Source organism: Gemmatimonas sp. (genome assembly GCF_044344655.1).
Lineage (GTDB): Bacteria > Gemmatimonadota > Gemmatimonadetes > Gemmatimonadales > Gemmatimonadaceae > Gemmatimonas.
On record NZ_JBIJCN010000033.1, the window covers coordinates 1 to 18,766 of the forward strand.

The window sequence follows — 18,766 nt, forward strand, 5'->3', positions numbered from 1 at the left end:
GACCCGACCAAGGTCACCCGTACCGCGCTCCAGAACTCGGCCTCGATCGCCGGTCTGCTCCTCACGACCGAAGCGCTCATCGTCGAGAAGAAGGAAGACAAGCCGGCGGCTCCGGCCGGCGGCCCGGGCATGGGCGGCATGTACTGAGCCTCGCGCTCCGCACGACACACGACGGGCGTCTCGCAAGAGACGCCCGTTCTGTTTGCGCCCCACCGCGTGGGGCGCGCCGCTGATCGCCTCGGGAGGGAAGGGCGCCCTTATACCGGCAGGCTAGGCCTGCTGGTGTACGGGGCAGCCCGTCGGGTCAGCACCAGAGGTCCAGCTGGGCCGGCGCGGGGACTCGGCGCTCCGCACGGGAGTGGGTGGGCGCCAATGGCGCACGTTGCGTGGCCGCCACGAGTGCCTCGCGCCGCCAGGAATGGCGGCGGAGCTGCTCCCGCACCGTCTCGATGGCGAGTGCCGGACGATTGTTCGTTTCGCTGAGGTGCGCCAGAATCACGCCGCGCAATCCCTTGTGCGCGCAGCGCCCCGCCAGACTGGCGGCGGATGTATTCGACAGGTGTCCCGTTCCCCCACGGATGCGTTCCTTGAGCGGCCACGGGTAGGGACCGGCTTCCAGCATCCCCTCGTCGTGGTTCGCCTCAAGCACCAGCAGGTCCAAGCGATCCAGGAACTCTGGCAACGCTGGCGGCACATCGCCGGCATCCAACACGATCCCTACGCGGCTGCCGCTCCGCACGTCGGTGAGGACAAGCGCACGGCAGTCGGCCGCATCATGCGGCACCGGCGCATGGTCCACCGCGAAGCCGCCCACGCGCGTGGGTCCACTCGACGCCAGCGCGACCGTCTGCGTCGGCGCCCCGGACGGCTGGACACGCAGGGCGGCCAACGTGGGCGCGGTGGCGTAGACCGGCCAGTTGAATCGCTCGCATGCCGCGGCAGCTCCGCAGGCATGGTCCACATGCTCGTGGGTCAGCAACAACCCGTGCACGTCGTCCGTCCGCCGCCCCGCTGCCTCGAATCGTTTGGCCAGCGTGCGCACGCCGAACCCCGCGTCCACCAGCACGGACCCCTCGCTGCCGTCCACCAGAATGGCGTTGCCCTTACTCCCACTCCCCAACATCGTCACGGTGATCATGTTCGCGTCCAGCGCGGGTCGGTAGTTGCCATCCGATGCACCGTCCGCCACCACCCCCGCGCCGCCTCGCTCAGCTCCACCTGACGGCGCGACATCACCCGCGCCGCCGTGTCCACGAACGCATCCGGCGCGAACACGCCATACGGCGTCGGACCGCCCCACGCGAACGGTGGGACCAGCTTCGGGGGGATGGCGTCGAACACGTTCGCGCCGGCACCCACCACACAGCCGGTGGTGAGGCGTAGCCCGATGCCCGTCTTGGCATGGTCACCCAACATCGAGCCAAGAAACTGCAAGCCGGTATCGCGCACGCCCTCGGGTGTCCACAGCGATACGCTGCCGTAGGTGTTCTTGAGATTGCTCGTGATCGTACCGGCACCAAGGTTGGCCCAGCGGCCGATCACCGAGTGCCCCACGAAACCGTCGTGCCCCTTGTTCGCATGGCCGATGAAAATGGTGCTCGACACTTCACCGTGCACACGGCACGCGTCGCCGATCGAGCAGCCGGCGATGCGATCAGCGGTCACCGTCGACTGGCGCCCCACATAGCAGGGGCCCACGACGCGTGTGAACGCCCGTACCCGCGCGCCAGCGCGCAGCAGGACCGGACCGGCACTCGTGTCAAACACGGTCATGGGCTCCACCTCGGCTCCCGGCTCCAGCAGCACGTCGTACAGACCGATCACATGAACGCCCGGCAGCGCTGCCTGCGCAGTGGCTTGCGGTTCCGTGATGCTACGCGCGCCCACCATCGCACCAACCAGAGGGATGTCGGACAGCAGGAGCTCCTGCAGCGTGGCCGTCAGGTCCCACACGTGCTCCAGCCACACCCCCGGAACCTCAACCCTGGTGCCCGCACCAGGGCCCGCCTCGGGCATCACGGAGTCGAGGGAGAACAGCGGATCGCGCAGTTGCTCCACCGTCACGTCGCCCCCCACGCGCACGGCGGCTACCCGACCATCGATGGACAGCACCGCCGCATCGCTGGCGGTCGCCTGGAGATGCGGCAGCGCCCGGGTGTTCACCAGCCACGTGCCGGCCGGCACCGCTCCCTCGTGTGCGGGTGGTGCCGCAAACTCGGAGAAGCCCGACAGATGGGGTGACGACACGAATCCGATCGCGGGCGCCGACAGCACATGCGCCCATCGTTCCCGGATGAGCACGGCGCCGGCACGCACCTCACCCAACGGCCGCGTCGTCGCAAAGGGCTCAAAGGACCGCGCGCGCGGGTCATCGAGTAGCACGATCATCGGTCGCGCACGTCAGCAGGCATCGCGTCCAGAAGCTGCTTGAGATCGGACGCGTGCGCACGCGTCGTCACCATCACCAGGCCGTCGCGGGCCACCACCACGAGATCGTGGACACCATAGAGCACCACCTGCGTCCCGTCGGCATGTACGACGTTGCCGCTCGCCTGCAGGGCAAAGGAGGGGCCCAGCATGGCGTTCCCCTGCGCATCGTGATGCCGCACGCGGTGCAGTGCCGCCCACGTACCCACATCGTCCCACCCGAACTGTCCAGGCATGACCAGCACCCGCTGGCTGCGCTCTAAAACACCCACGTCGATGGCGATCGACTTCACCTGCGCGAAGAAGGACGTCAGGTCCCCGCCCGCGGCCTCGAGGGCCGGTTGCACCTCCGGGGTGAGCGCACGGATCTCGTCGAGCAGGTCCCCAACCCGCCATGCGAAGATCCCTGAGTTCCACAGATAGCCCTCGCTCACCATCCCCACAGCCATCTCACGGCTGGGCTTCTCCGCAAAGCGCGCGACGCGCCGCACATCATCGTGGACCACGGTCCCCGGCTGGATGTAGCCAAAGCCGGGGTCCGGCCGCGACGGCACGATCCCCACGGTCACCAGGGCTTGCTCCTCGTATGCCACCTGCGCTGCACGATCAAGCGTTGAGCGGAACGCCGGCACATCGCCGATCGCCCAGTCGGCATGCGTGCACACCATGACCGACTCCGGGCCGGTCCGCTCCGCGATGCACGTGGCAGCCCAGGCCAGCGCCGCACACGTGCCAGCCGGCCGGGGTTCGGCAATCACGTTCTCCGGGGGCAGCGACGGCTCCATGGCCAACACGGCCGCTCGCAACCCGGCGTTCGTGAGCACAAGGGTGCGCTCCGGCGGCGCAGAGGGGCGCAGCCGCTCGATCGTGTCGTGCAGCATCGGTGACTCGCTCACCAGCGGGAGCAACTGCTTGGGCTGCTCGGGAGTGGAGAGCGGCCAGAAGCGTGAGCCCACGCCACCAGCAAGCACCACGTTCCAGCGGATCATCGGCGTGGAAAGCGATTGGTTGAACGCATCAGGGCGACACCGGATCGACGCCGGCAGCCATACTGATTGCCACGAAGGTGCGCACCCGCGCAAGCAGGTGCCGCGGGCTGAATGGTTTGGTCATGATTTCCGAAACCCCGAGGGCCTCGACTTCGCGTAACTGCCCATCCTGCCCAGCCGCCGTGAGGATGATGCAGGGCAGAGCCTGCCAACGCTGATCGCTCCGCAGCGTCCGGAGGATGTCGATACCGGACATGGTCGGGAGCATGAGGTCCAGTACGATCAGGGCGATCGACGGGGTCGCCGCCAGAATGGCCAACGCGTCCTGACCCTGTTCGGCCACATGCACCGCGATCCCGTCCTGCTCCAGCCGGGTCCGGATGATGCGGCCGATATGCGGCTCATCGTCCACAACCAGCACCGTGACCGTGGAGCGCGCGCCGGCCGCCACGGCGTGGGGAGTCGACGTATTCAGACGAGCGCCGACAGCTGCGTGCGATGCCGCCGCAGTTCGTACACGAGGCTGCCCAGGTCGGCCGAGGGCTGCAGCACAACGAGCAGATACACGTCGCGAGAAAGGGCGGCGACCACCACGTTGCCGCCCCTGTATTCCAGCACCATCAGACCGAAATCCCCGCGCTGGGTGGCATGCCCCAAATCCATGGCCGCCAAGGCCATGGCCGGCACGTGGGCCGCCAGCCCATCGGGGTCGAGCGGTGTCGAAGTCGCCCCATCGATGAGCAGGCCGTCGCGGCCGAGGACAATGGCCGCGTCCACGCCGTCCCGCTGACGCAAGGCACTGACCAGATCGCGAATGGTGGGCATGGCGGAACGCTGTCCCCGCCTCGGGGTGAAGTCAAGCGACGAAACACCCCCGAACCGCTTGCCCCGACACGAGTTGAGCGGTAACCTCCGCTGCGTGTTCGGCACCGGCCGTCACGCCGGTTCACCTCTGGAATTCCCATGGGCATCACCCCGCTTCTCCGTCGTCCCGGCGCGCCCCGCACTGCTCGGCGCGCTCTGTCATTTTGTGCCGCCGCCGTGATGGTGGCGGTGCTCGCCGCGTGCAGCGATGACGGTTTGCTGTCGCCCGCGACGATCAACAACGAGACGCGGGTCTTCAGCGTGTGGGCCATCACCGGCACCAATTCGGCACTGCCCGCTTCGTATCAGTTCACCACCGAGTCCCTCGAGCGTCCGCAGATGCTCGCCAACGGCTCGCTCAACTTCGATGTGGCGTTCGACATCACCGCCGACGGCAAGGTGGCGTTTCACCCGGTGCGCGCTCTCGTGCCGGCGCCACCGGCGGGTGCCCCGGTGGTCGGGCTCGGACGTTCCGGCTCTGGCTTCCTCGCCCTCACCCGCGCACCGACCGGCGGGTACGCCAACGACACCACGGTGGTCGTCGGGGCCAATGAGGTCGTCACCATCCGGCTCGCCAGTTCGGGCTGCATTCTTGGCGAACCGTTTTACGCCAAGGCCGTGGTCGACAGCATCATCCTCACCGAACGTCGCATCGTGCTGCGCACCATGGTCAACCGCAACTGCGGCTATCGGGCGCTCACCGAAGGCCTCCCCAAGAACTGAACGACCGGCATGCACGATATCCGTCTGTTGCGCGACCAGCTCGACCATCTCCGCGAGGGGATGCGCCGTCGCGGCAAGCTCGCCGAACTCGGCCCGCTGCTCGATCGGGCGGAATCCCTCGAAAAGGAGCGTCGGGCCGCCATCACGGAGCTCGAGGCGCAGCAGGCCCGCCGCAACAAGGTCACGCAGGACGTGGCATTGAAGCGCAAGGCCGGGGAAGACGCCACAGCGCTCATCGCTGAAGGGCGTACGATCGGCGACGTGATCGCGGCGCTCGAACAGCGTCGCAACGAAGCCGATGCGGCGGTGCAGGCCATGCTGTACGAACTGCCCAATATCCCGCTGCCTGAGGTGCCTGAGGGCGACGAGTCGAACAACGCCGTTGTCAAGACGTGGGGCACGCCGCGCGCGGATGGGGCCTCGCTCGTGCCGCACTGGGACGCTGCGGCGGGGATGGGCATTCTCGACCTGCCGCGTGGTGCCAAGATTGCTGGCTCTGGCTTCGTCGTGTATCGCGGCGCCGGCGCCCGTCTGGTCCGCTCGTTGCTGAACATGATGCTCGACCTGCACACCGACGCACATGGCTATGAGGAGGCCTGGGTGCCCTTCATGGTCAACCGGGCAAGCATGACCGGCACCGGACAGCTCCCGAAGTTCGAGGACGACATGTACCGTGTGCCGGATGAGGACTTGTTCCTCATCCCCACCGCCGAAGTGCCCATCACCAACTTGTTTCGCGACGAGATCCTCGAGGCGGGCGACCTGCCCCGGGCCATGTGTGGGTACAGCGCCTGTTTTCGACGTGAGGCGGGATCGGCCGGCAAGGACACCCGCGGGCTGCTGCGCGTGCATCAGTTCGACAAGGTCGAGCTTGTGCGCTATGCCACGCCGGAGAGCTCACGCGAACAGCTGGAACTTCTCACGGTGCAGGCCGAGGCGGTGCTGGAGTTGCTCGAATTGCCGTATCGCCGCCTCCTGCTGGCGGCCGGCGACACGGGTTTCTCGAGCGCGATGACCTACGATCTCGAGGTCTACGCGCCGGCTGTTGGCAAGTGGCTCGAAGTGTCCAGCTGCAGTGTGTTCACGGACTTCCAGGCACGTCGGGCCAATATCCGCTACCGGCCCGCTCCCGGCGAGAAGCCGCGCTTCGTCCACACGCTCAATGGTTCCGGACTGGCGTTGCCCCGCATCATCGCCAGTTTGATCGAGCATCATCAGCAGCCGGACGGCTCGGTCTCCATTCCCGAGGCGCTGCAGCCGTATTTCGGACGCGCGATCCTGCGCTGAGCGCAGGGTCCACCGTGCGCATCGCGCCCTCACCGTTTCCCCCGGAGCTCTGACCAATGCGCCGTCGTCGCTGGCCGGTGGTGGTGATGGTGCTGGGCGTGATCGGTTTGCTCGTCTGGTACGTGGCGTACACACAGCATGTGGTCACCGAGCTGCGTGGCGCCGCCGCAGGGCAGGGGCGCATGTATGCGCGCATCTACGAGGCGCTCCAGGACACGAGTCTCAACGCGGATCCCACCATCGCCCTGCTCGATCTGTCACGGCAGATCAAGGAGTCGGGGCTGCCGCTGGTGCTGACGGATCGCAACGGTCGCGTCTCCGCCACCGCCAATCTTCCGGATGATGTGACCAGCGGCGACAGTGTGCGCTTCTGGCGCTATCTCATGGAGCTCGATCGCCAGAATCCGCCGATCGCCGAGCCCGCGGTCGGCGCCGTGCACTACGGTGACAGCGCAATCGTGAGCGGGCTGCGTTTCATTCCGATCCTGCAGGCGATGGGGATCGTGCTGCTGGTGGGTTTCGGCGTGTATGCCCTCGTCGAGCGCGGGCGGGCCGAACGCGAAAAGGTGTGGGCGGGCATGGCGCGTGAGGCGGCGCATCAACTGGGTACGCCACTCTCGGCCATGGTCGGCTGGATCGAGTTGCTCGCCGACACGGTCACGGGGCCCTCGGCCACCCGCGCGATCGATGCCATGGGGCAGGATCTCCAGCGGCTCGAGCGGGTGTCGCACCGCTTTGAACGCATCGGTCGCCCCCCGCGTGACGAACGGGTGGACGCCGCCGCGTTGGTCCAGCGGCTCGCCCAATACTTCGCCGAACGCGCGCCCACCCTGGCGCGCACCGTCACTATCCGCAGCGAACACCCGGGCACGCCGGTCATGGTGCGCGGTGATCAGGTCCTCCTCGAATGGGTGCTCGAGGTGCTGATCAAGAATGCCATGGATGCATTGGGCGGCCGGAATGGCGAGGTGGTGGTCTCGGCCACCCTGCTCCCCGAGGGAGGCGCGCGCATTCGCGTGCAGGATGATGGCCCCGGCGTCCCACGCAAGCTGCGCAAGCGCATCTTCGATGCGGGCTTCACCACCAAGGACCGCGGCTGGGGGATCGGGCTCTCCCTCGCGCGGCGGATCGTGGAAGAGAATCACGGCGGCCGACTCGTGCTCGCCGACACCGACCGGGGAGCGGCCTTCGACGTTATCTTGCACGGATGACGACGTCTGGTTGGTCCGGTTCCTTGTTCGACGCGGCGCCCCAAACGCCAGCGCTCGATCTCGACAGCATCATGCGTGGCCTGAATCCCGGCCAGCGCGAGTCGGTCGTTCATGATGAGGGGCCGGCGTTGGTGCTCGCCGGTGCCGGATCGGGAAAGACTCGCGTGCTCACCACCCGCATTGCGCGCCTGATTGGCGCCCGCAACGTGGCGCCGCACGAGATCCTCGCGGTCACGTTCACCAACAAGGCCGCTGGCGAGATGCGCGAGCGCATTGCCAAGCTGCTGGGTCACGAGCCCAAGGGCATGTGGTGTGGCACCTTCCACTCACTCGGCGCGCGCATGCTGCGCGGCGTGGCGCCGATCGTGGGGCGCGAGAAGAACTTCACCATCTACGACGAAGACGATACGCTCGGTGCCGTCAAGCGCGTGATGGAGAAGCGCAAGCTCAGCCCCACGCAGTTCGCCCCCAAGGCGATACTGGCGGCCATCTCGAGCGCCAAGAACGCGCTCGTATCGCCTGGCGAGTATGCCCGCATGGCCCGCGATACATTTACGACCGCGGTGGCCGGTGTGTACACCGATCTCGAGTCGGCCCTGCAGCAGACCAATGCCGTCACCTTCGACGACCTGCTGGTCCTGCCGGTCCGGGCCATGGAGCAGGACCAGAACCTGCGCGAGCACTATCAGCGCCGCTTCCGCTTCGTGCTCGTCGACGAATATCAGGACACCAATGCGGCGCAGTATCGCTTCGTGCAGCTCATCGGCGGCCGGCATCGCAATGTGATGGTGGTTGGCGATGACGACCAATCGATCTACGGTTGGCGTGGGGCGGATATCCGCAACATCCTCGACTTTGAGCGTGACTTTCCCGGCGCGCGCATCGTTCGCTTGGAGGAGAACTACCGCTCCACCCCCAATGTGCTGGCGCTCGCCAACGCGGTCATCGCCGAAAACACCGAGCGTCGTGGCAAGACGCTGCGCGCCACGCGTCCCGCGGGGGAGCCGGTCACACTCATCGAGACGCTCGACGAGCGCGATGAGGCCGACTTCATCGCCGAGACGATCCTCACCCGGATGGCGAAGTCGGATCTCTCGCGCCGCGATTGCGCCATCCTCTATCGCACCAACGCACAGTCGCGGGCGATCGAAGATGCGTTCCGGCGCCGCAGTATTCCCTATCGCCTCATCGGCGCCGTCCGCTTCTACGATCGGCGCGAAATCCGCGACCTCATGGCGTACCTCAAGCTCGTCGCCAATCCCGCCGACGATGAGGCGTTCCGCCGTGCCGTCAACGTGCCGAAGCGCGGGCTGGGTGATGCCACGATTGCCCTGCTCACCGAACGCGCGGCCCTCGAAGGGAAGCCGCTGCTGGAAATCGCATCGCGACTCGACGTGGTGGCCACGTTGCGGCCTGCTGCCCGCGCCGCCATCGACGAATTTGTCACGCTGGTGCAGCGGTTGCGCACCGTCGCGGTCGACGCGGCCGTCGACGAGTTGCTGCGGGATCTCGTGCAGGCCATTCGCTACGCCGATCATTTGCGCGCGGAAGGCCCCGAGGGGCTCGAGCGCATCGAGAACGTACGCGAAATGATCGCCGGCGCGGCCGAAGTGGTAGCCGATGAGGGAGGCGAGGTGGGGCTCACGCCCCTCGATCACTTCCTGCAGTCGTCCACGCTCGTGGCCGGCGTCGACAAACTCGACCCGAGCGCCGATGCCGTGGTGTGCATGACGATGCACAACGCCAAGGGGCTCGAGTTTCCCCTGGTGTTCGTCTGCGGCCTGGAAGACGGCCTCTTCCCCCTCGCCCGCGCATCCGAGGATCCGAGTCAGCTCGAAGAGGAACGTCGGCTCTTTTACGTGGGCATCACGCGGGCCGAGGAGAAGCTCTATCTCACCTGTGCCGAGCAGCGCCGGCGGAACGGAGAACTCATGGTCTCCATGCCGTCTCGCTTCCTCAAGGTCATCACGCCATCGCTGGCCGAACGGGGCAAGACATCCCGTGCCAAGGCGGAGGGGCGCGGGGCCTTCGGAAGCCTCGGGGGTGGGTACGGCGGCAAGGCGCGCGACGACGGCTGGGGCAAGAGCAGCTACAACAGCTACGGCGGCGGCACGTCCTCCACGGCCGGTGCGCGTCGCGGAACGAGTGGTGGCGGTAGCTACGGGTCGGCAGGCTATGGTACCGCGGCCAACAGTCGCGACATTCCGTTCGGCAAGGCACCGACGGGGGGCTTCAGTGCGCCAGCTCGCCGCGAACGGCCATCCGAGCCCGAGGACGAGTCGCAGGATGCACCGAGCTTCCGCCCGGGTGAGCGCGTGAAACACGCCAAGTTCGGTTCCGGGACCATCGCCGAAATCACGGGCAGCGGACGCGACACCAAAGTACGTATTGATTTCGATGACGAGGACGTCGGACGCAAGACGCTGGTGCTCGCACAAGCCAAGCTCGAAAAGGGGTGGGAGTGATGTCGGTTTCACCGGATGATGTGCGCCACGTGGCGCGGTTGGCACGGCTCGGGATCGACGATGGACGCATCCCGGCGCTTGTGACTGAGCTGAACGGCATCCTCGCGCACATGGACGTGCTGCAACAGGTCGACGTGTCGGGTGTGCCCCTCATGCCCTCCACTGCCGCGATGCCGCTGCGTGACGACGCGCTGCCGCCCGATGCGCTGCAGCGCGACCGGGCCGCGTTTGCTCCACGCGCTCGCGATGGGTTCTTTCTTGTGCCGCGGCTCGCCACGCACGGCCAACTTGGGGCCAGCACCGGAGACGACGCGTGAGCGAGCGGCTGGAGGAATCCGAGGCGCTCGACGCGCACACGGTGGCGCACGCGTGGAGCGCCTACGACCGGGTGAAGGGCGGCGCGGACGGACTCAATGCGTTCCTCGCGATCGATCGTGACGCGTCCCCCATGGTGGCCGAGGGCCCGCTTCACGGCGTCCCCGTGGCGGTAAAGGACAATCTTGCCACGCTGACCCTCCCTACCACCTGCGGGTCGCGGATGCTCGAAGGCTACGTAAGTCCCTTCGAAGCCACCGCGGTGCGGCGGCTGCGCGAGGCAGGGGCCGTGCTCATTGGCAAGACCAACATGGACGAATTTGCAATGGGTTCGTCCAGCGAGAACAGCGCCTATGGACCGGTCAGGAACCCCCTCGACCATTCGCGTGTGCCCGGTGGTTCGTCTGGTGGATCCGCGGCGGCCGTTGCGGCCGGCATCGTGCGCATTGCGCTCGGTTCCGAAACGGGTGGGTCGGTACGTCAGCCCGCCGCCTTTTGCGGAATTGTCGGAGTGAAGCCCACCTATGGCCGCGTGAGCCGCTACGGACTCGTCGCCTATGCGTCGTCCCTCGACAACGTGGGAGTGTTCGGACGTTGCGTACGCGATGCGGCCCTAGGTCTTGAGGTCATTGCCGGGCCCGATCGCTTCGACGCAACGTGCGCCGACGTGCCGGTTCCGCCACTCGTGCCAGCACGGAACGGTCAGAGTCGCCACATGCCGCTCACGGGCCTCGTGATCGGCAAGCCGCGAGAGTACTTCCCGGAGAATCTGGATCCGCGCATCGCCGTGCACTGTGAGCGCGCGCTGGCTCGGCTCGTGGAACTCGGTGCCGAAGTGCGGGACGTCTCGCTGCCCAGCACCGACCTCGCCGTTCCGGTCTACTACATCATCGCGCCCGCCGAAGCCTCGAGTAACCTCGCGCGGTACGACGGAGTGCGATATGGCCTGCGGGCCGAGGCCGCGGATCTCGGCACCATGTACGAACAGACGCGGTCGCGCGGATTCGGCACCGAGGTCACGCGGCGCATCCTGCTCGGCACCTACGTGCTGAGCGCCGGCTACTACGACGCGTACTACAAGCGCGCGCAGGCGGTACGTGCGCTCATTGCCGATGAATTCACCCGCGTCTTCGCGACCGGTGTGCATCTGCTGTTCACCCCCACCGCGCCGTCACCGGCCTTTCGTATCGGCGAGGTGTCCGACCCGTACGAGATGTATCTCAGCGACATCTACACGGTGACGGCGAATCTTGCGGGGATTCCGGCGATGTCGCAGCCGATCGGACGGGTGGATGGCATGCCGATCGGAGGACAGTTCATGGCGCCACACTTCGAAGAGGCCATCATGCTGCGCGCGGCGGCGGCCCTCGAAGGTGCCCTCGGCGCGGAGGCCCACCAGTGAGCACCCCGGAACCCGGCCCCGGCACGTGGGAGCTCGTGATCGGCCTCGAGGTACACTGCCAGCTCAAGACGCGCAGCAAGATCTTCTGCGGCTGCGCCACCTCGTTCGGTGATGCACCGAACAGCAACACCTGTCCCGTGTGTCTGGGCCCGGCGCCTTGCCGGTGCTCAATGCACACGCCGTCGCCCTGGCAACGCGTGCGTCGCTCGCCTTGGGATGTACGGTGCACGACACGTCGGTGTTCGCGCGGAAGAACTACTTCTATCCCGATCTCCCCAAGGGCTACCAAATCTCGCAGTTCGACCGCCCCCTGGCCACCAACGGCGGCCTCGTGGTCGGTACGGCGGCCGATGGCACACCGCGCCTGATCCGTGTACACCGGGTCCACATGGAGGAGGATGCGGGCAAGTCGGTACACGACCGCTTCGCCGATGTCTCCGCCATCGATCTCAATCGGGCCGGTACGCCGCTCGTCGAGATCGTATCGGAGCCCGACATCCGCACTGCGGCGGAGGCGGCCAGCTACGCGCGGCGGCTCAAGCAGATCCTCGAGTACGCCGATGTGTCAGACGCCAACATGGAAGAAGGCTCGTTGCGCGTGGATGTGAACATTTCCGTTCGTCGAGCCGGCGACGAACGGCTGGGCACCAAGACCGAGATCAAGAATCTCAATTCATTCTCGGCGATCGAACGGGCCGTCGCGATCGAGTTCGAGCGGCAGTGCCGCGTCCTCGAGTCGGGCGGCGTCATCGAGCAGCACACCATGCTCTACGACGACAAGCGCAATCAGGTGCGCTCGGCGCGGAGCAAGGAAGGTAGCCATGATTATCGCTACTTTCCCGAACCGGACTTGCCGCCGTTGCGGCTCGACGCCGCATGGGTCGCCCGCCAGCGGGAGGCGCTCCCGGAGCTTCCGCCGGCCCGACGGGCACGTTTCGCCGCCCAGTATGGTCTTGCCGAGGCCGAGATCGACCAGCTGTTGGCCACCCAGGCACTCGCCGACCGTTTCGAGGCCGTGGCCGCCGCTGCGGGTGAGCCCCGCAAGGCCGCCAATTGGATGCTCGGCACGGTGCTCGCTGCCGTGAACGCCGCCGGTGTGGCGATCGATGCACATCCCGTGTCCGTCGAGCGGCTTGGGGCGCTCATCCGGCTCGAGGCGTCCGGAGAGCTGTCAAACACCGCGGCGCGCCAACTCTTCACCATGCTCGAACAGCACGACGGTGAGCCCGTCGAAATGGCGCGCGCGGCGGGGCTGCTGCAGGTTCGCGACGACAGCGCACTCGTCGCGTGGATCGATGCGGTGTTGGCGGAGCACCCCGCCGAGGCCGCGCGCTTTCTGGGCGGCGAACGCAAGCTGCAGGGTGTGCTCGTCGGTCTGGTGATGAAGAAGTCCGGCGGTGCCGCCGACCCCAAGAAAGTCAACCAGCTATTGGGCGCTCGCGCGGGGTGAACAGCGGCGTCTCAAGGTCGGCCGCGTGTCGCAAGGGCGTTGCCGGCATCCCGAACATGCGGTCGGCTTCCATCGCCGCCCGCATGTCGCCGCCTTGGCGGCGCGCCAGGCGACGGACCTGCTTGGCCTCGCGCAGGGGCTTGTCGCCCGAGGGGTCGTAGCGGAACGGCTCGCTGTCACTCCATCGCGCCAACAAGTCCACGATGTAGTCGAAGGAGCGCGCCAGGTAGCGGCCCACGTCGGCGTCGCTCAGGTCCCAGCGACTGTTCTCCGAGACCAGCTGAAAGATTCGCTGCCAGGACTCGGTGTCGGTGACGTACACCATGCCGCGGAAGATCCGGCGGTTGGTGGGCGTGCCGAAGAGCGTGGGACTTAGAATGCGGTCCAGATGCTGATCGGCGCGGGAGTGATCGAGCGACAGCAGTTCCGCCGCTCGGCGTGGCCAGAGATCACCGATGTGCGTGTCGATGCGGCTCTCCCAGTAACTGTGTCCCAGTGCACTCGTGCTTGACGTGACGGCCAGCTGCCGCGGCACGAAGAAATTGTGCGCGACCACATCGGCTGCGAGGTGCGACAGATAGCCGAGACCGAAAGCGCGAAGGGCAGGGGGCTCGGCATCGTCGTGGATTTCCATACCGACATGCCACGAATGGCAGTGCCGCCCCACTTCGGCGTACTTCTTGGCGATGCTCGTGTCCGCAGCGATCGAGCCGTAGAGAAAATCGGCAGGATACGCCGCCAGAAGGTCAGCGATGGAGGAGGGGACCAAGTGCAGGTGGCGCAGGATGGCGTCGCCGAGAAACACATGGGTTCCCGGTGTCCACGCCCACGCGTCGGTGGGCCACAGCACGATCGTCAGCAGCGCCGCCACAGTGCATGGCACCCACGGCAGACGTGCCCGGTCAGTCACCCGGTGCGCGGTCATCGGCATCGGAGGACTCGGAGGCATCCGGTCGTCGCCGTTTCATCTTGCGGCGTGGCAGGTGCGAGAACATCGCCTGCGTGCCGAGTCGGGCCCCGCGGATGGCGGATACGGCGGTGATAGCCGTCTCCTCGAGCTCGTCCTGAATCACATCCAGCACCGCATTGACGTCGTCAACGCGCTGCGCCGTGATCTCCGCCGCATCGAGAAGGGTATCGCCCATCGCCGCCGCCGCATCACTCACGACGGTCACGTCCCGCTTCACCGTGGCGACCATGTCGCGCGCATCCCTCACGATCGCGTTCGCGTTGGCCAGCAGCGGTTGGGTGTCCTTCGTGAGCGTGTCGAGCGTGGTGTGTGCCTTGCGGACGGCGTCGCGTACCGCGAGGAGCAGCACGATGAGCGCTGCGAGGGCGCCGGCGGCAAGCAGCAGTACGAGCATCTCAAGGATCCCGTTGGTCCACTCCAGCACCCCACGATCCGGGATCGTACGGGCGATGATCGTGTCCGGAAAGCTCGAGACCTGCTGAAGGGGCCAGACGATCAGCCGAGGCATTGCATTCGCGGGGGCCATGCAGGGGATCTAAAGGTCCACGAGGCTCGTGTCCATGGCGATACGTGACTAAGCTTTGGGGGTCCGGCCCCGCTGGGACGGGCGGCCAAACCGCCTCGCGATCCCCACGACCCGTTGCTCACCGTCTGCCCCCGTATTCATGTCTGCCGTTCAGTACATCGTCGAAGGTGGTCAGCGCCTGCAGGGGGCGATTCGGCCCGCTGGCAACAAGAATGCCGCACTGCCGATCGTGGCGGCGGCGCTCATTACGGACCAGCCTGTGCAGTTGCACAACGTGCCGCGCATCCGGGACATCGAGACGCTGGTTGAACTGATTCGCACCACGGGCGCCGAGTGTGAATGGAATGGGGAGAACTCGCTGCGCATTCATGCGAAGCGAGTCGAGGCCGCCGACCTCGACCCGGCGATGTGCGCGCGCATTCGCGCCTCAATCCTGCTCGCGGCGCCGCTGTTGGCGCGGTGCGGAACGGTGACCCTGTCCCCGCCGGGCGGTGACGTGATCGGTCGCCGCCGGCTCGACACGCACTTTCACGTGCTCCAGGCCCTGGGCGCCACGTACGAGTTGGGGGCGCGCTTCCGCTTCGCAACGCGCGGTCTGGTCGGGGCCGATGTGTTCCTAGACGAGCCCAGCGTAACGGCCACGGAAAATGCCCTCGTCGCTGCCGTGGCGGCCAAGGGGCGCACCGTGCTGCGGAACGCGGCCAGTGAACCGCACGTGCAGGATCTCGCGCGCTTTCTCGTGGCCCTCGGGGCTCGCATTGAGGGGATCGGTTCGAATGTCTACACGATCGACGGTGGTCGACCGCTTGGGGGGGCGACCCATGAGATCGGACCGGATCACATCGAAGTGGGCTCGTTCATCGGCCTCGCTGCGGTCACCCGGTCGACGCTGCGTATCGAACGCGCGGGGGTGGAGCATCTTCGCAGCACGCTCATGGGTTTCGAACGCTTGGGGATTCGCTGCGAGATCGAGGGTGACGATCTCATCGTACCCGCCGATCAGTCGCGCGTTATGCAAAATGATCTCGGCGGGCATGTGGCGAAGCTCGAGGATCAGCCGTGGCCTGCGTTCCCGGCCGACACCATGTCGATCGCCATCGTGACCGCCACGCAGTGCGAGGGGATGATCCTCTTTCACGAGAAGATGTTTGAGTCGCGGCTGTACTTCACGGATAAGCTCGTCGGCATGGGGGCGCGCATTGTGCTGTGCGACCCCCATCGGGCGATCGTGTCGGGGCCGACCCAGCTGCGCGGTGGTACCGTGGAATCGCCCGACATCCGAGCCGGCATGGCCATGCTGCTCGCGGCGCTGTGCGCCGATGGCACCAGTGTGATCAACAACGCCCAGCAGATCGAGCGCGGCTATGAGCGGATCGAGGAGCGCCTGGGCAGCCTCGGTGCCCGGATCAAGCGCGTGGTGCTGAGTGCCCACTGAGGCCCGGCGGTTGCCGGTGCTGGACGCGGCCGAGGCCGTGTCGCGGATGCCGGCCGGTATCGCCGCCTGGACTACTACACGAGCCAATGGCTCGTTCGGTCTTGGCTCGGACGAGCCGGTGGGCGCGGTCATGGGGCGCTGGGCCGCGCTGCAGCAGGACCTGACGCTGCTGGGGGTGACGCGGCTGGCCAGTGCGCATCAGGTCCATGGTGCGACCGTTCAGGTGCACGACGGGGGATGGCAGGGCTGGTTGCGGGGGGCGGCCGCCGACGGCCATGTGACCACGGCGCGAGGCACCGCCGTGGCCGTAACCGTTGCCGATTGCACGCCCGTCTTCGTTTGGCACCCGGGGGGCGCCATTGCCGCCCTGCACGCCGGGTGGCGCGGCACCGCCGCCCGCATCCTCGATCGCGGTTTGGACCAGTTCGACGCCCTCGGTTTCCCGGCGGACGAGTGTGAGGTCTATCTGGGCCCGTCCATTTGCGGTGCATGCTACGAAGTCGGCCCGGAGGTGTTCGAGGCCATCACCGGCCGCGCCTCGCCAGGTAAGGGGTGTCTCGATGTCCGGGCGGTCCTTGCCGATCAGGCCGCCAAGCGGCGCGTCCGCGACCTTCGGAGCGATCCGGGGTGTAGCCTGTGCGATCAGTCGCGGTTCTTCAGCCACCGGGGGGGCGACGGCGGGCGGATGCTCGGGCTTGTCGCCCTGCTGTAGCGGCCCGGAGTGCGTGCTTCACTGGCGGTCATCTTGACCTTGCCACCCTCGGTCCATAGGTTGACAGTTTGGAAGTAACCTCGTCGTGAGCTCGCCCGCCCCGCGCGGGTCGATGAAGTGTGGGGATGGCCCCCACACTTTTTTGTTCTCTAGAGGTTACGCGGGGTTCTGATTCGGTACGGTCGGTTGCGGAGGTCTGCAGGTGGGCGAGTCCATCGAACCCATTGTCGCGCGGGAACTTGACGCGCTGGGCTTCGATCTGGTCGAGCTGCGTCGGGGGGGCTCCAAAGCCCGCCCGGTGCTCGAGATCCGGATCGACCGCCGTGATGGCGAAAAGGTGACGATCGACGACTGCGCGCGGGCGTCCCGGGCTCTCGAAGCCCATTTGGAGGCCAACGCGCTCGTTGCGGAGCAGTATGTGTTGGAAGTGTCCTCGCCTGGCGCGGACCGGCCGTTGCGGCATGCCGCAGACTGGCGCCGGTTCCTCGGTCGCCACGCGACGGTCACGAGTGGATTGTTGGCAGGTGGCAAACAGGAAGTCGAGATCCTCGCGCTGGATGGCGAGGCAGGCGCCGAGGTCGCACTGGTGCGTGATTCGAAGGGGCGGGAAGTGCAGGTTCCCCTCCGCGATGTCACCCAGGCGCGTCTGGCGTTTCACTGGAAACGATAGGGGAGACGGATGGCCGGATCGGCGGAAATTCTCACAGCACTCCGTGAGCTGTCGAATCTGAAGCAGATCACGCGCGAGGAGCTGCACGGGCTTCTCCAGGACGGCATTCTTGCCGCCCTGGCCAAGAAGCACGGGGCCACGGTCCAGGCGGAGATCGAGATCGATGAAGCCAAGGGCGACATCCGCATCGTGCTGCTGAAGACCGTGGTCGACGAGGTCACCGACGAGTCACGTGAAGTGACGGTCGAGGAGGCCCGGTTCATGGATCCGGAATTCCAGGTTGGCGACGTGATGGAAATCCCGGTCGACTTCATGGAGTTCGGGCGCACGGCCGTGCAGGCGGCCAAGCAGCGCATCATCCAGCGCGTCCGTGAAGGCGAGCGCACCCGCATCCGCGACGAGTTCGCCGGCCGCGTGGGCGATCTCCTCTCGGGCGAGGTGCAGCAGATCGAGCGCGGCAAGCTGGTGGTGATGCTCAACAAGTTCCGTGAAGCGGAGGCGATCATCCCCTACCGCGAGCAGAACCACCGCGAGCATTACCATCAGGGTGAGCCGGTCCGTGCGGTCCTCAAGCGCGTCGAAGACACACCCAAGGGCCCGCGACTCATTCTCAGCCGCGCCGATGCGCTCTTCGTGCAGGCGCTGTTCAAGCTCGAAGTCCCCGAGATCCAACAGGGAATCGTCGAGATCAAGGCGGCGGCTCGCGAAGTGGGCAGTCGCACCAAGATCGCGGTGACGTCCCGCGATGAAGCCGTCGACCCGGTGGGCGCCTGCGTGGGCCTCAAGGGCGCGCGCGTGCAGGCCGTCGTCAACGAACTCGGTGGGGAGCGCATCGACATCGTGCCGTGGTCGCCCGATCCGGAGCGATTCGCCAAGCTCGCGCTGGCGCCCGCCCGGGTGGCGCGCGTGTTCAGCGATGCCGTCTCCCGGACAATTCAGGCGGTCGTCGACGAAGACCAGCTCTCGCTGGCGATCGGTCGCAACGGTCAGAACGTGCGCCTTGCCTCGGAACTGACGGGCTGGAAGATCGACCTCTATTCGAGTCGCGAGTGGATCGAGAAGGGTGGCGAAGCGCCGCTTTTCGCCCCGCTCCCCGAAGATGCCGAGACCGATATCCCGCTCAGCCAGATCGGCGGGCTCGAAACGGCAACGGTGGCCGTGCTCGCGGAGGTCGGCTACAACACCCTGAACGACATCCTCGATCTCGATCGGGACGACCTGCTGCGGCTGCCTGGGATCGCACCGGAGGAAGCCGACCGCATCATGGCCATCATCGATGAACTCACTACCGAAGACGACGAGGGCGGTCGTTCCGCGTGA

General features: G+C 66.9%; 17 protein-coding genes and 1 pseudogene. 11 read left to right on the top strand and 7 right to left on the bottom strand.

Going from position 1 to position 18,766, the window contains the following annotated elements:
* Positions 1 to 304 precede the first annotated feature (304 nt).
* Genes ACIQ51_RS09735 through ACIQ51_RS09755 form a run of 5 tightly spaced genes read right to left on the bottom strand, consistent with a single transcriptional unit; the run spans position 305 to position 4,241 of the window.
* Positions 305 to 1,138: an MBL fold metallo-hydrolase gene (locus ACIQ51_RS09735; protein WP_396204846.1), complete on the bottom strand. Its 834-nt coding sequence runs from the start codon at positions 1,136 to 1,138 to the stop codon at positions 305 to 307.
* On the bottom strand, positions 1,135 to 2,388 hold the full coding sequence (locus ACIQ51_RS09740; protein WP_396204847.1) for a putative sugar nucleotidyl transferase: 1,254 nt from the start codon (positions 2,386 to 2,388) through the stop codon (positions 1,135 to 1,137). Before ACIQ51_RS09740 ends, ACIQ51_RS09735 begins: the two co-directional genes overlap by 4 nt.
* On the bottom strand, positions 2,385 to 3,416 hold the full coding sequence (locus tag ACIQ51_RS09745; RefSeq protein WP_396204848.1) for a mannose-1-phosphate guanylyltransferase: 1,032 nt from the start codon (positions 3,414 to 3,416) through the stop codon (positions 2,385 to 2,387). The genes ACIQ51_RS09740 and ACIQ51_RS09745 overlap by 4 nt, the downstream gene beginning before the upstream one ends.
* 28 nt (positions 3,417 to 3,444) lie before the next feature.
* The gene (locus ACIQ51_RS09750; protein ID WP_396204849.1) at positions 3,445 to 3,867 is read right to left on the bottom strand and encodes a response regulator transcription factor; all 423 of its coding nucleotides are present in this window, start codon (positions 3,865 to 3,867) and stop codon (positions 3,445 to 3,447) included.
* A 20-nt stretch (positions 3,868 to 3,887) separates the two neighbouring features.
* Positions 3,888 to 4,241, bottom strand: coding sequence for a roadblock/LC7 domain-containing protein (locus tag ACIQ51_RS09755; RefSeq protein ID WP_396204850.1), 354 nt, complete (start codon positions 4,239 to 4,241; stop codon positions 3,888 to 3,890).
* A 216-nt stretch (positions 4,242 to 4,457) separates the two neighbouring features.
* Between ACIQ51_RS09755 and ACIQ51_RS09760 the strand changes: the two genes are divergently transcribed.
* The 7 genes and pseudogenes from ACIQ51_RS09760 (at position 4,458) to gatB (ending at position 13,133) form a co-directional block, all read left to right on the top strand.
* Positions 4,458 to 5,003: a hypothetical protein gene (locus tag ACIQ51_RS09760; RefSeq protein WP_396204851.1), complete on the top strand. Its 546-nt coding sequence runs from the start codon at positions 4,458 to 4,460 to the stop codon at positions 5,001 to 5,003.
* Positions 5,004 to 5,012: 9 nt separating this feature from the next.
* The gene (gene serS, locus ACIQ51_RS09765; RefSeq protein ID WP_396204852.1) at positions 5,013 to 6,290 is read left to right on the top strand and encodes a serine--tRNA ligase; all 1,278 of its coding nucleotides are present in this window, start codon (positions 5,013 to 5,015) and stop codon (positions 6,288 to 6,290) included.
* Positions 6,291 to 6,346: 56 nt separating this feature from the next.
* Positions 6,347 to 7,501: a sensor histidine kinase gene (locus ACIQ51_RS09770; RefSeq protein ID WP_396204853.1), complete on the top strand. Its 1,155-nt coding sequence runs from the start codon at positions 6,347 to 6,349 to the stop codon at positions 7,499 to 7,501.
* Entirely contained in the window at positions 7,498 to 9,966 is a 2,469-nt protein-coding gene (locus ACIQ51_RS09775; RefSeq protein WP_396204854.1) for an ATP-dependent helicase, read from the top strand. The genes ACIQ51_RS09770 and ACIQ51_RS09775 overlap by 4 nt, the downstream gene beginning before the upstream one ends.
* Complete coding sequence (gatC, locus tag ACIQ51_RS09780) at positions 9,966 to 10,283, top strand: Asp-tRNA(Asn)/Glu-tRNA(Gln) amidotransferase subunit GatC (protein ID WP_396204855.1); 318 nt, start codon at positions 9,966 to 9,968, stop codon at positions 10,281 to 10,283. Before ACIQ51_RS09775 ends, gatC begins: the two co-directional genes overlap by 1 nt.
* Complete coding sequence (gatA, locus tag ACIQ51_RS09785) at positions 10,280 to 11,683, top strand: Asp-tRNA(Asn)/Glu-tRNA(Gln) amidotransferase subunit GatA (RefSeq protein ID WP_396204856.1); 1,404 nt, start codon at positions 10,280 to 10,282, stop codon at positions 11,681 to 11,683. Before gatC ends, gatA begins: the two co-directional genes overlap by 4 nt.
* Before the next feature lie 35 nt (positions 11,684 to 11,718).
* Positions 11,719 to 13,133: pseudogene (gene gatB, locus ACIQ51_RS09790) on the top strand (Asp-tRNA(Asn)/Glu-tRNA(Gln) amidotransferase subunit GatB).
* On the opposite strand, the gene ACIQ51_RS09795 reads toward gatB, so the two are convergent.
* Positions 13,102 to 14,064 (bottom strand): zinc dependent phospholipase C family protein, encoded by a 963-nt coding sequence (locus tag ACIQ51_RS09795; RefSeq protein WP_396204857.1) that lies wholly within the window; start codon positions 14,062 to 14,064, stop codon positions 13,102 to 13,104. The pseudogene gatB and the gene ACIQ51_RS09795 overlap by 32 nt on opposite strands.
* Positions 14,036 to 14,629: a hypothetical protein gene (locus ACIQ51_RS09800; RefSeq protein WP_396204858.1), complete on the bottom strand. Its 594-nt coding sequence runs from the start codon at positions 14,627 to 14,629 to the stop codon at positions 14,036 to 14,038. The genes ACIQ51_RS09795 and ACIQ51_RS09800 overlap by 29 nt, the downstream gene beginning before the upstream one ends.
* A 139-nt stretch (positions 14,630 to 14,768) precedes the next feature.
* Between ACIQ51_RS09800 and murA the strand changes: the two genes are divergently transcribed.
* The 4 genes from murA (at position 14,769) to nusA (ending at position 18,766) form a co-directional block, all read left to right on the top strand.
* A complete protein-coding gene (murA, locus tag ACIQ51_RS09805) occupies positions 14,769 to 16,064 on the top strand; it encodes a UDP-N-acetylglucosamine 1-carboxyvinyltransferase (protein WP_396204859.1) in 1,296 nt (431 codons plus the stop codon).
* Positions 16,054 to 16,776 (top strand): polyphenol oxidase family protein, encoded by a 723-nt coding sequence (locus ACIQ51_RS09810; protein WP_396204860.1) that lies wholly within the window; start codon positions 16,054 to 16,056, stop codon positions 16,774 to 16,776. The genes murA and ACIQ51_RS09810 overlap by 11 nt, the downstream gene beginning before the upstream one ends.
* A 202-nt stretch (positions 16,777 to 16,978) precedes the next feature.
* Positions 16,979 to 17,446, top strand: a complete 468-nt coding sequence (rimP, locus tag ACIQ51_RS09815; RefSeq protein WP_396204861.1) for a ribosome maturation factor RimP — start codon at positions 16,979 to 16,981, stop codon at positions 17,444 to 17,446.
* A 9-nt stretch (positions 17,447 to 17,455) separates the two neighbouring features.
* Positions 17,456 to 18,766, top strand: a complete 1,311-nt coding sequence (nusA, locus tag ACIQ51_RS09820; protein ID WP_396204862.1) for a transcription termination factor NusA — start codon at positions 17,456 to 17,458, stop codon at positions 18,764 to 18,766.

Coding starts and splice junctions, on each gene's coding strand:
- serS (WP_396204852.1), top strand. CDS start 5,013: ATGCACGATATCCGTCTGTTGCGCGACCAGCTCGACCATCTCCGCGAG.
- ACIQ51_RS09745 (WP_396204848.1), bottom strand. CDS start 3,416: ATGATCCGCTGGAACGTGGTGCTTGCTGGTGGCGTGGGCTCACGCTTC.
- ACIQ51_RS09800 (WP_396204858.1), bottom strand. CDS start 14,629: ATGGCCCCCGCGAATGCAATGCCTCGGCTGATCGTCTGGCCCCTTCAG.
- ACIQ51_RS09740 (WP_396204847.1), bottom strand. CDS start 2,388: ATGATCGTGCTACTCGATGACCCGCGCGCGCGGTCCTTTGAGCCCTTT.
- ACIQ51_RS09755 (WP_396204850.1), bottom strand. CDS start 4,241: ATGCCCACCATTCGCGATCTGGTCAGTGCCTTGCGTCAGCGGGACGGC.
- ACIQ51_RS09795 (WP_396204857.1), bottom strand. CDS start 14,064: ATGCCGATGACCGCGCACCGGGTGACTGACCGGGCACGTCTGCCGTGG.
- gatC (WP_396204855.1), top strand. CDS start 9,966: ATGTCGGTTTCACCGGATGATGTGCGCCACGTGGCGCGGTTGGCACGG.
- ACIQ51_RS09770 (WP_396204853.1), top strand. CDS start 6,347: ATGCGCCGTCGTCGCTGGCCGGTGGTGGTGATGGTGCTGGGCGTGATC.
- nusA (WP_396204862.1), top strand. CDS start 17,456: ATGGCCGGATCGGCGGAAATTCTCACAGCACTCCGTGAGCTGTCGAAT.
- ACIQ51_RS09735 (WP_396204846.1), bottom strand. CDS start 1,138: ATGATCACCGTGACGATGTTGGGGAGTGGGAGTAAGGGCAACGCCATT.
- ACIQ51_RS09775 (WP_396204854.1), top strand. CDS start 7,498: ATGACGACGTCTGGTTGGTCCGGTTCCTTGTTCGACGCGGCGCCCCAA.
- murA (WP_396204859.1), top strand. CDS start 14,769: ATGTCTGCCGTTCAGTACATCGTCGAAGGTGGTCAGCGCCTGCAGGGG.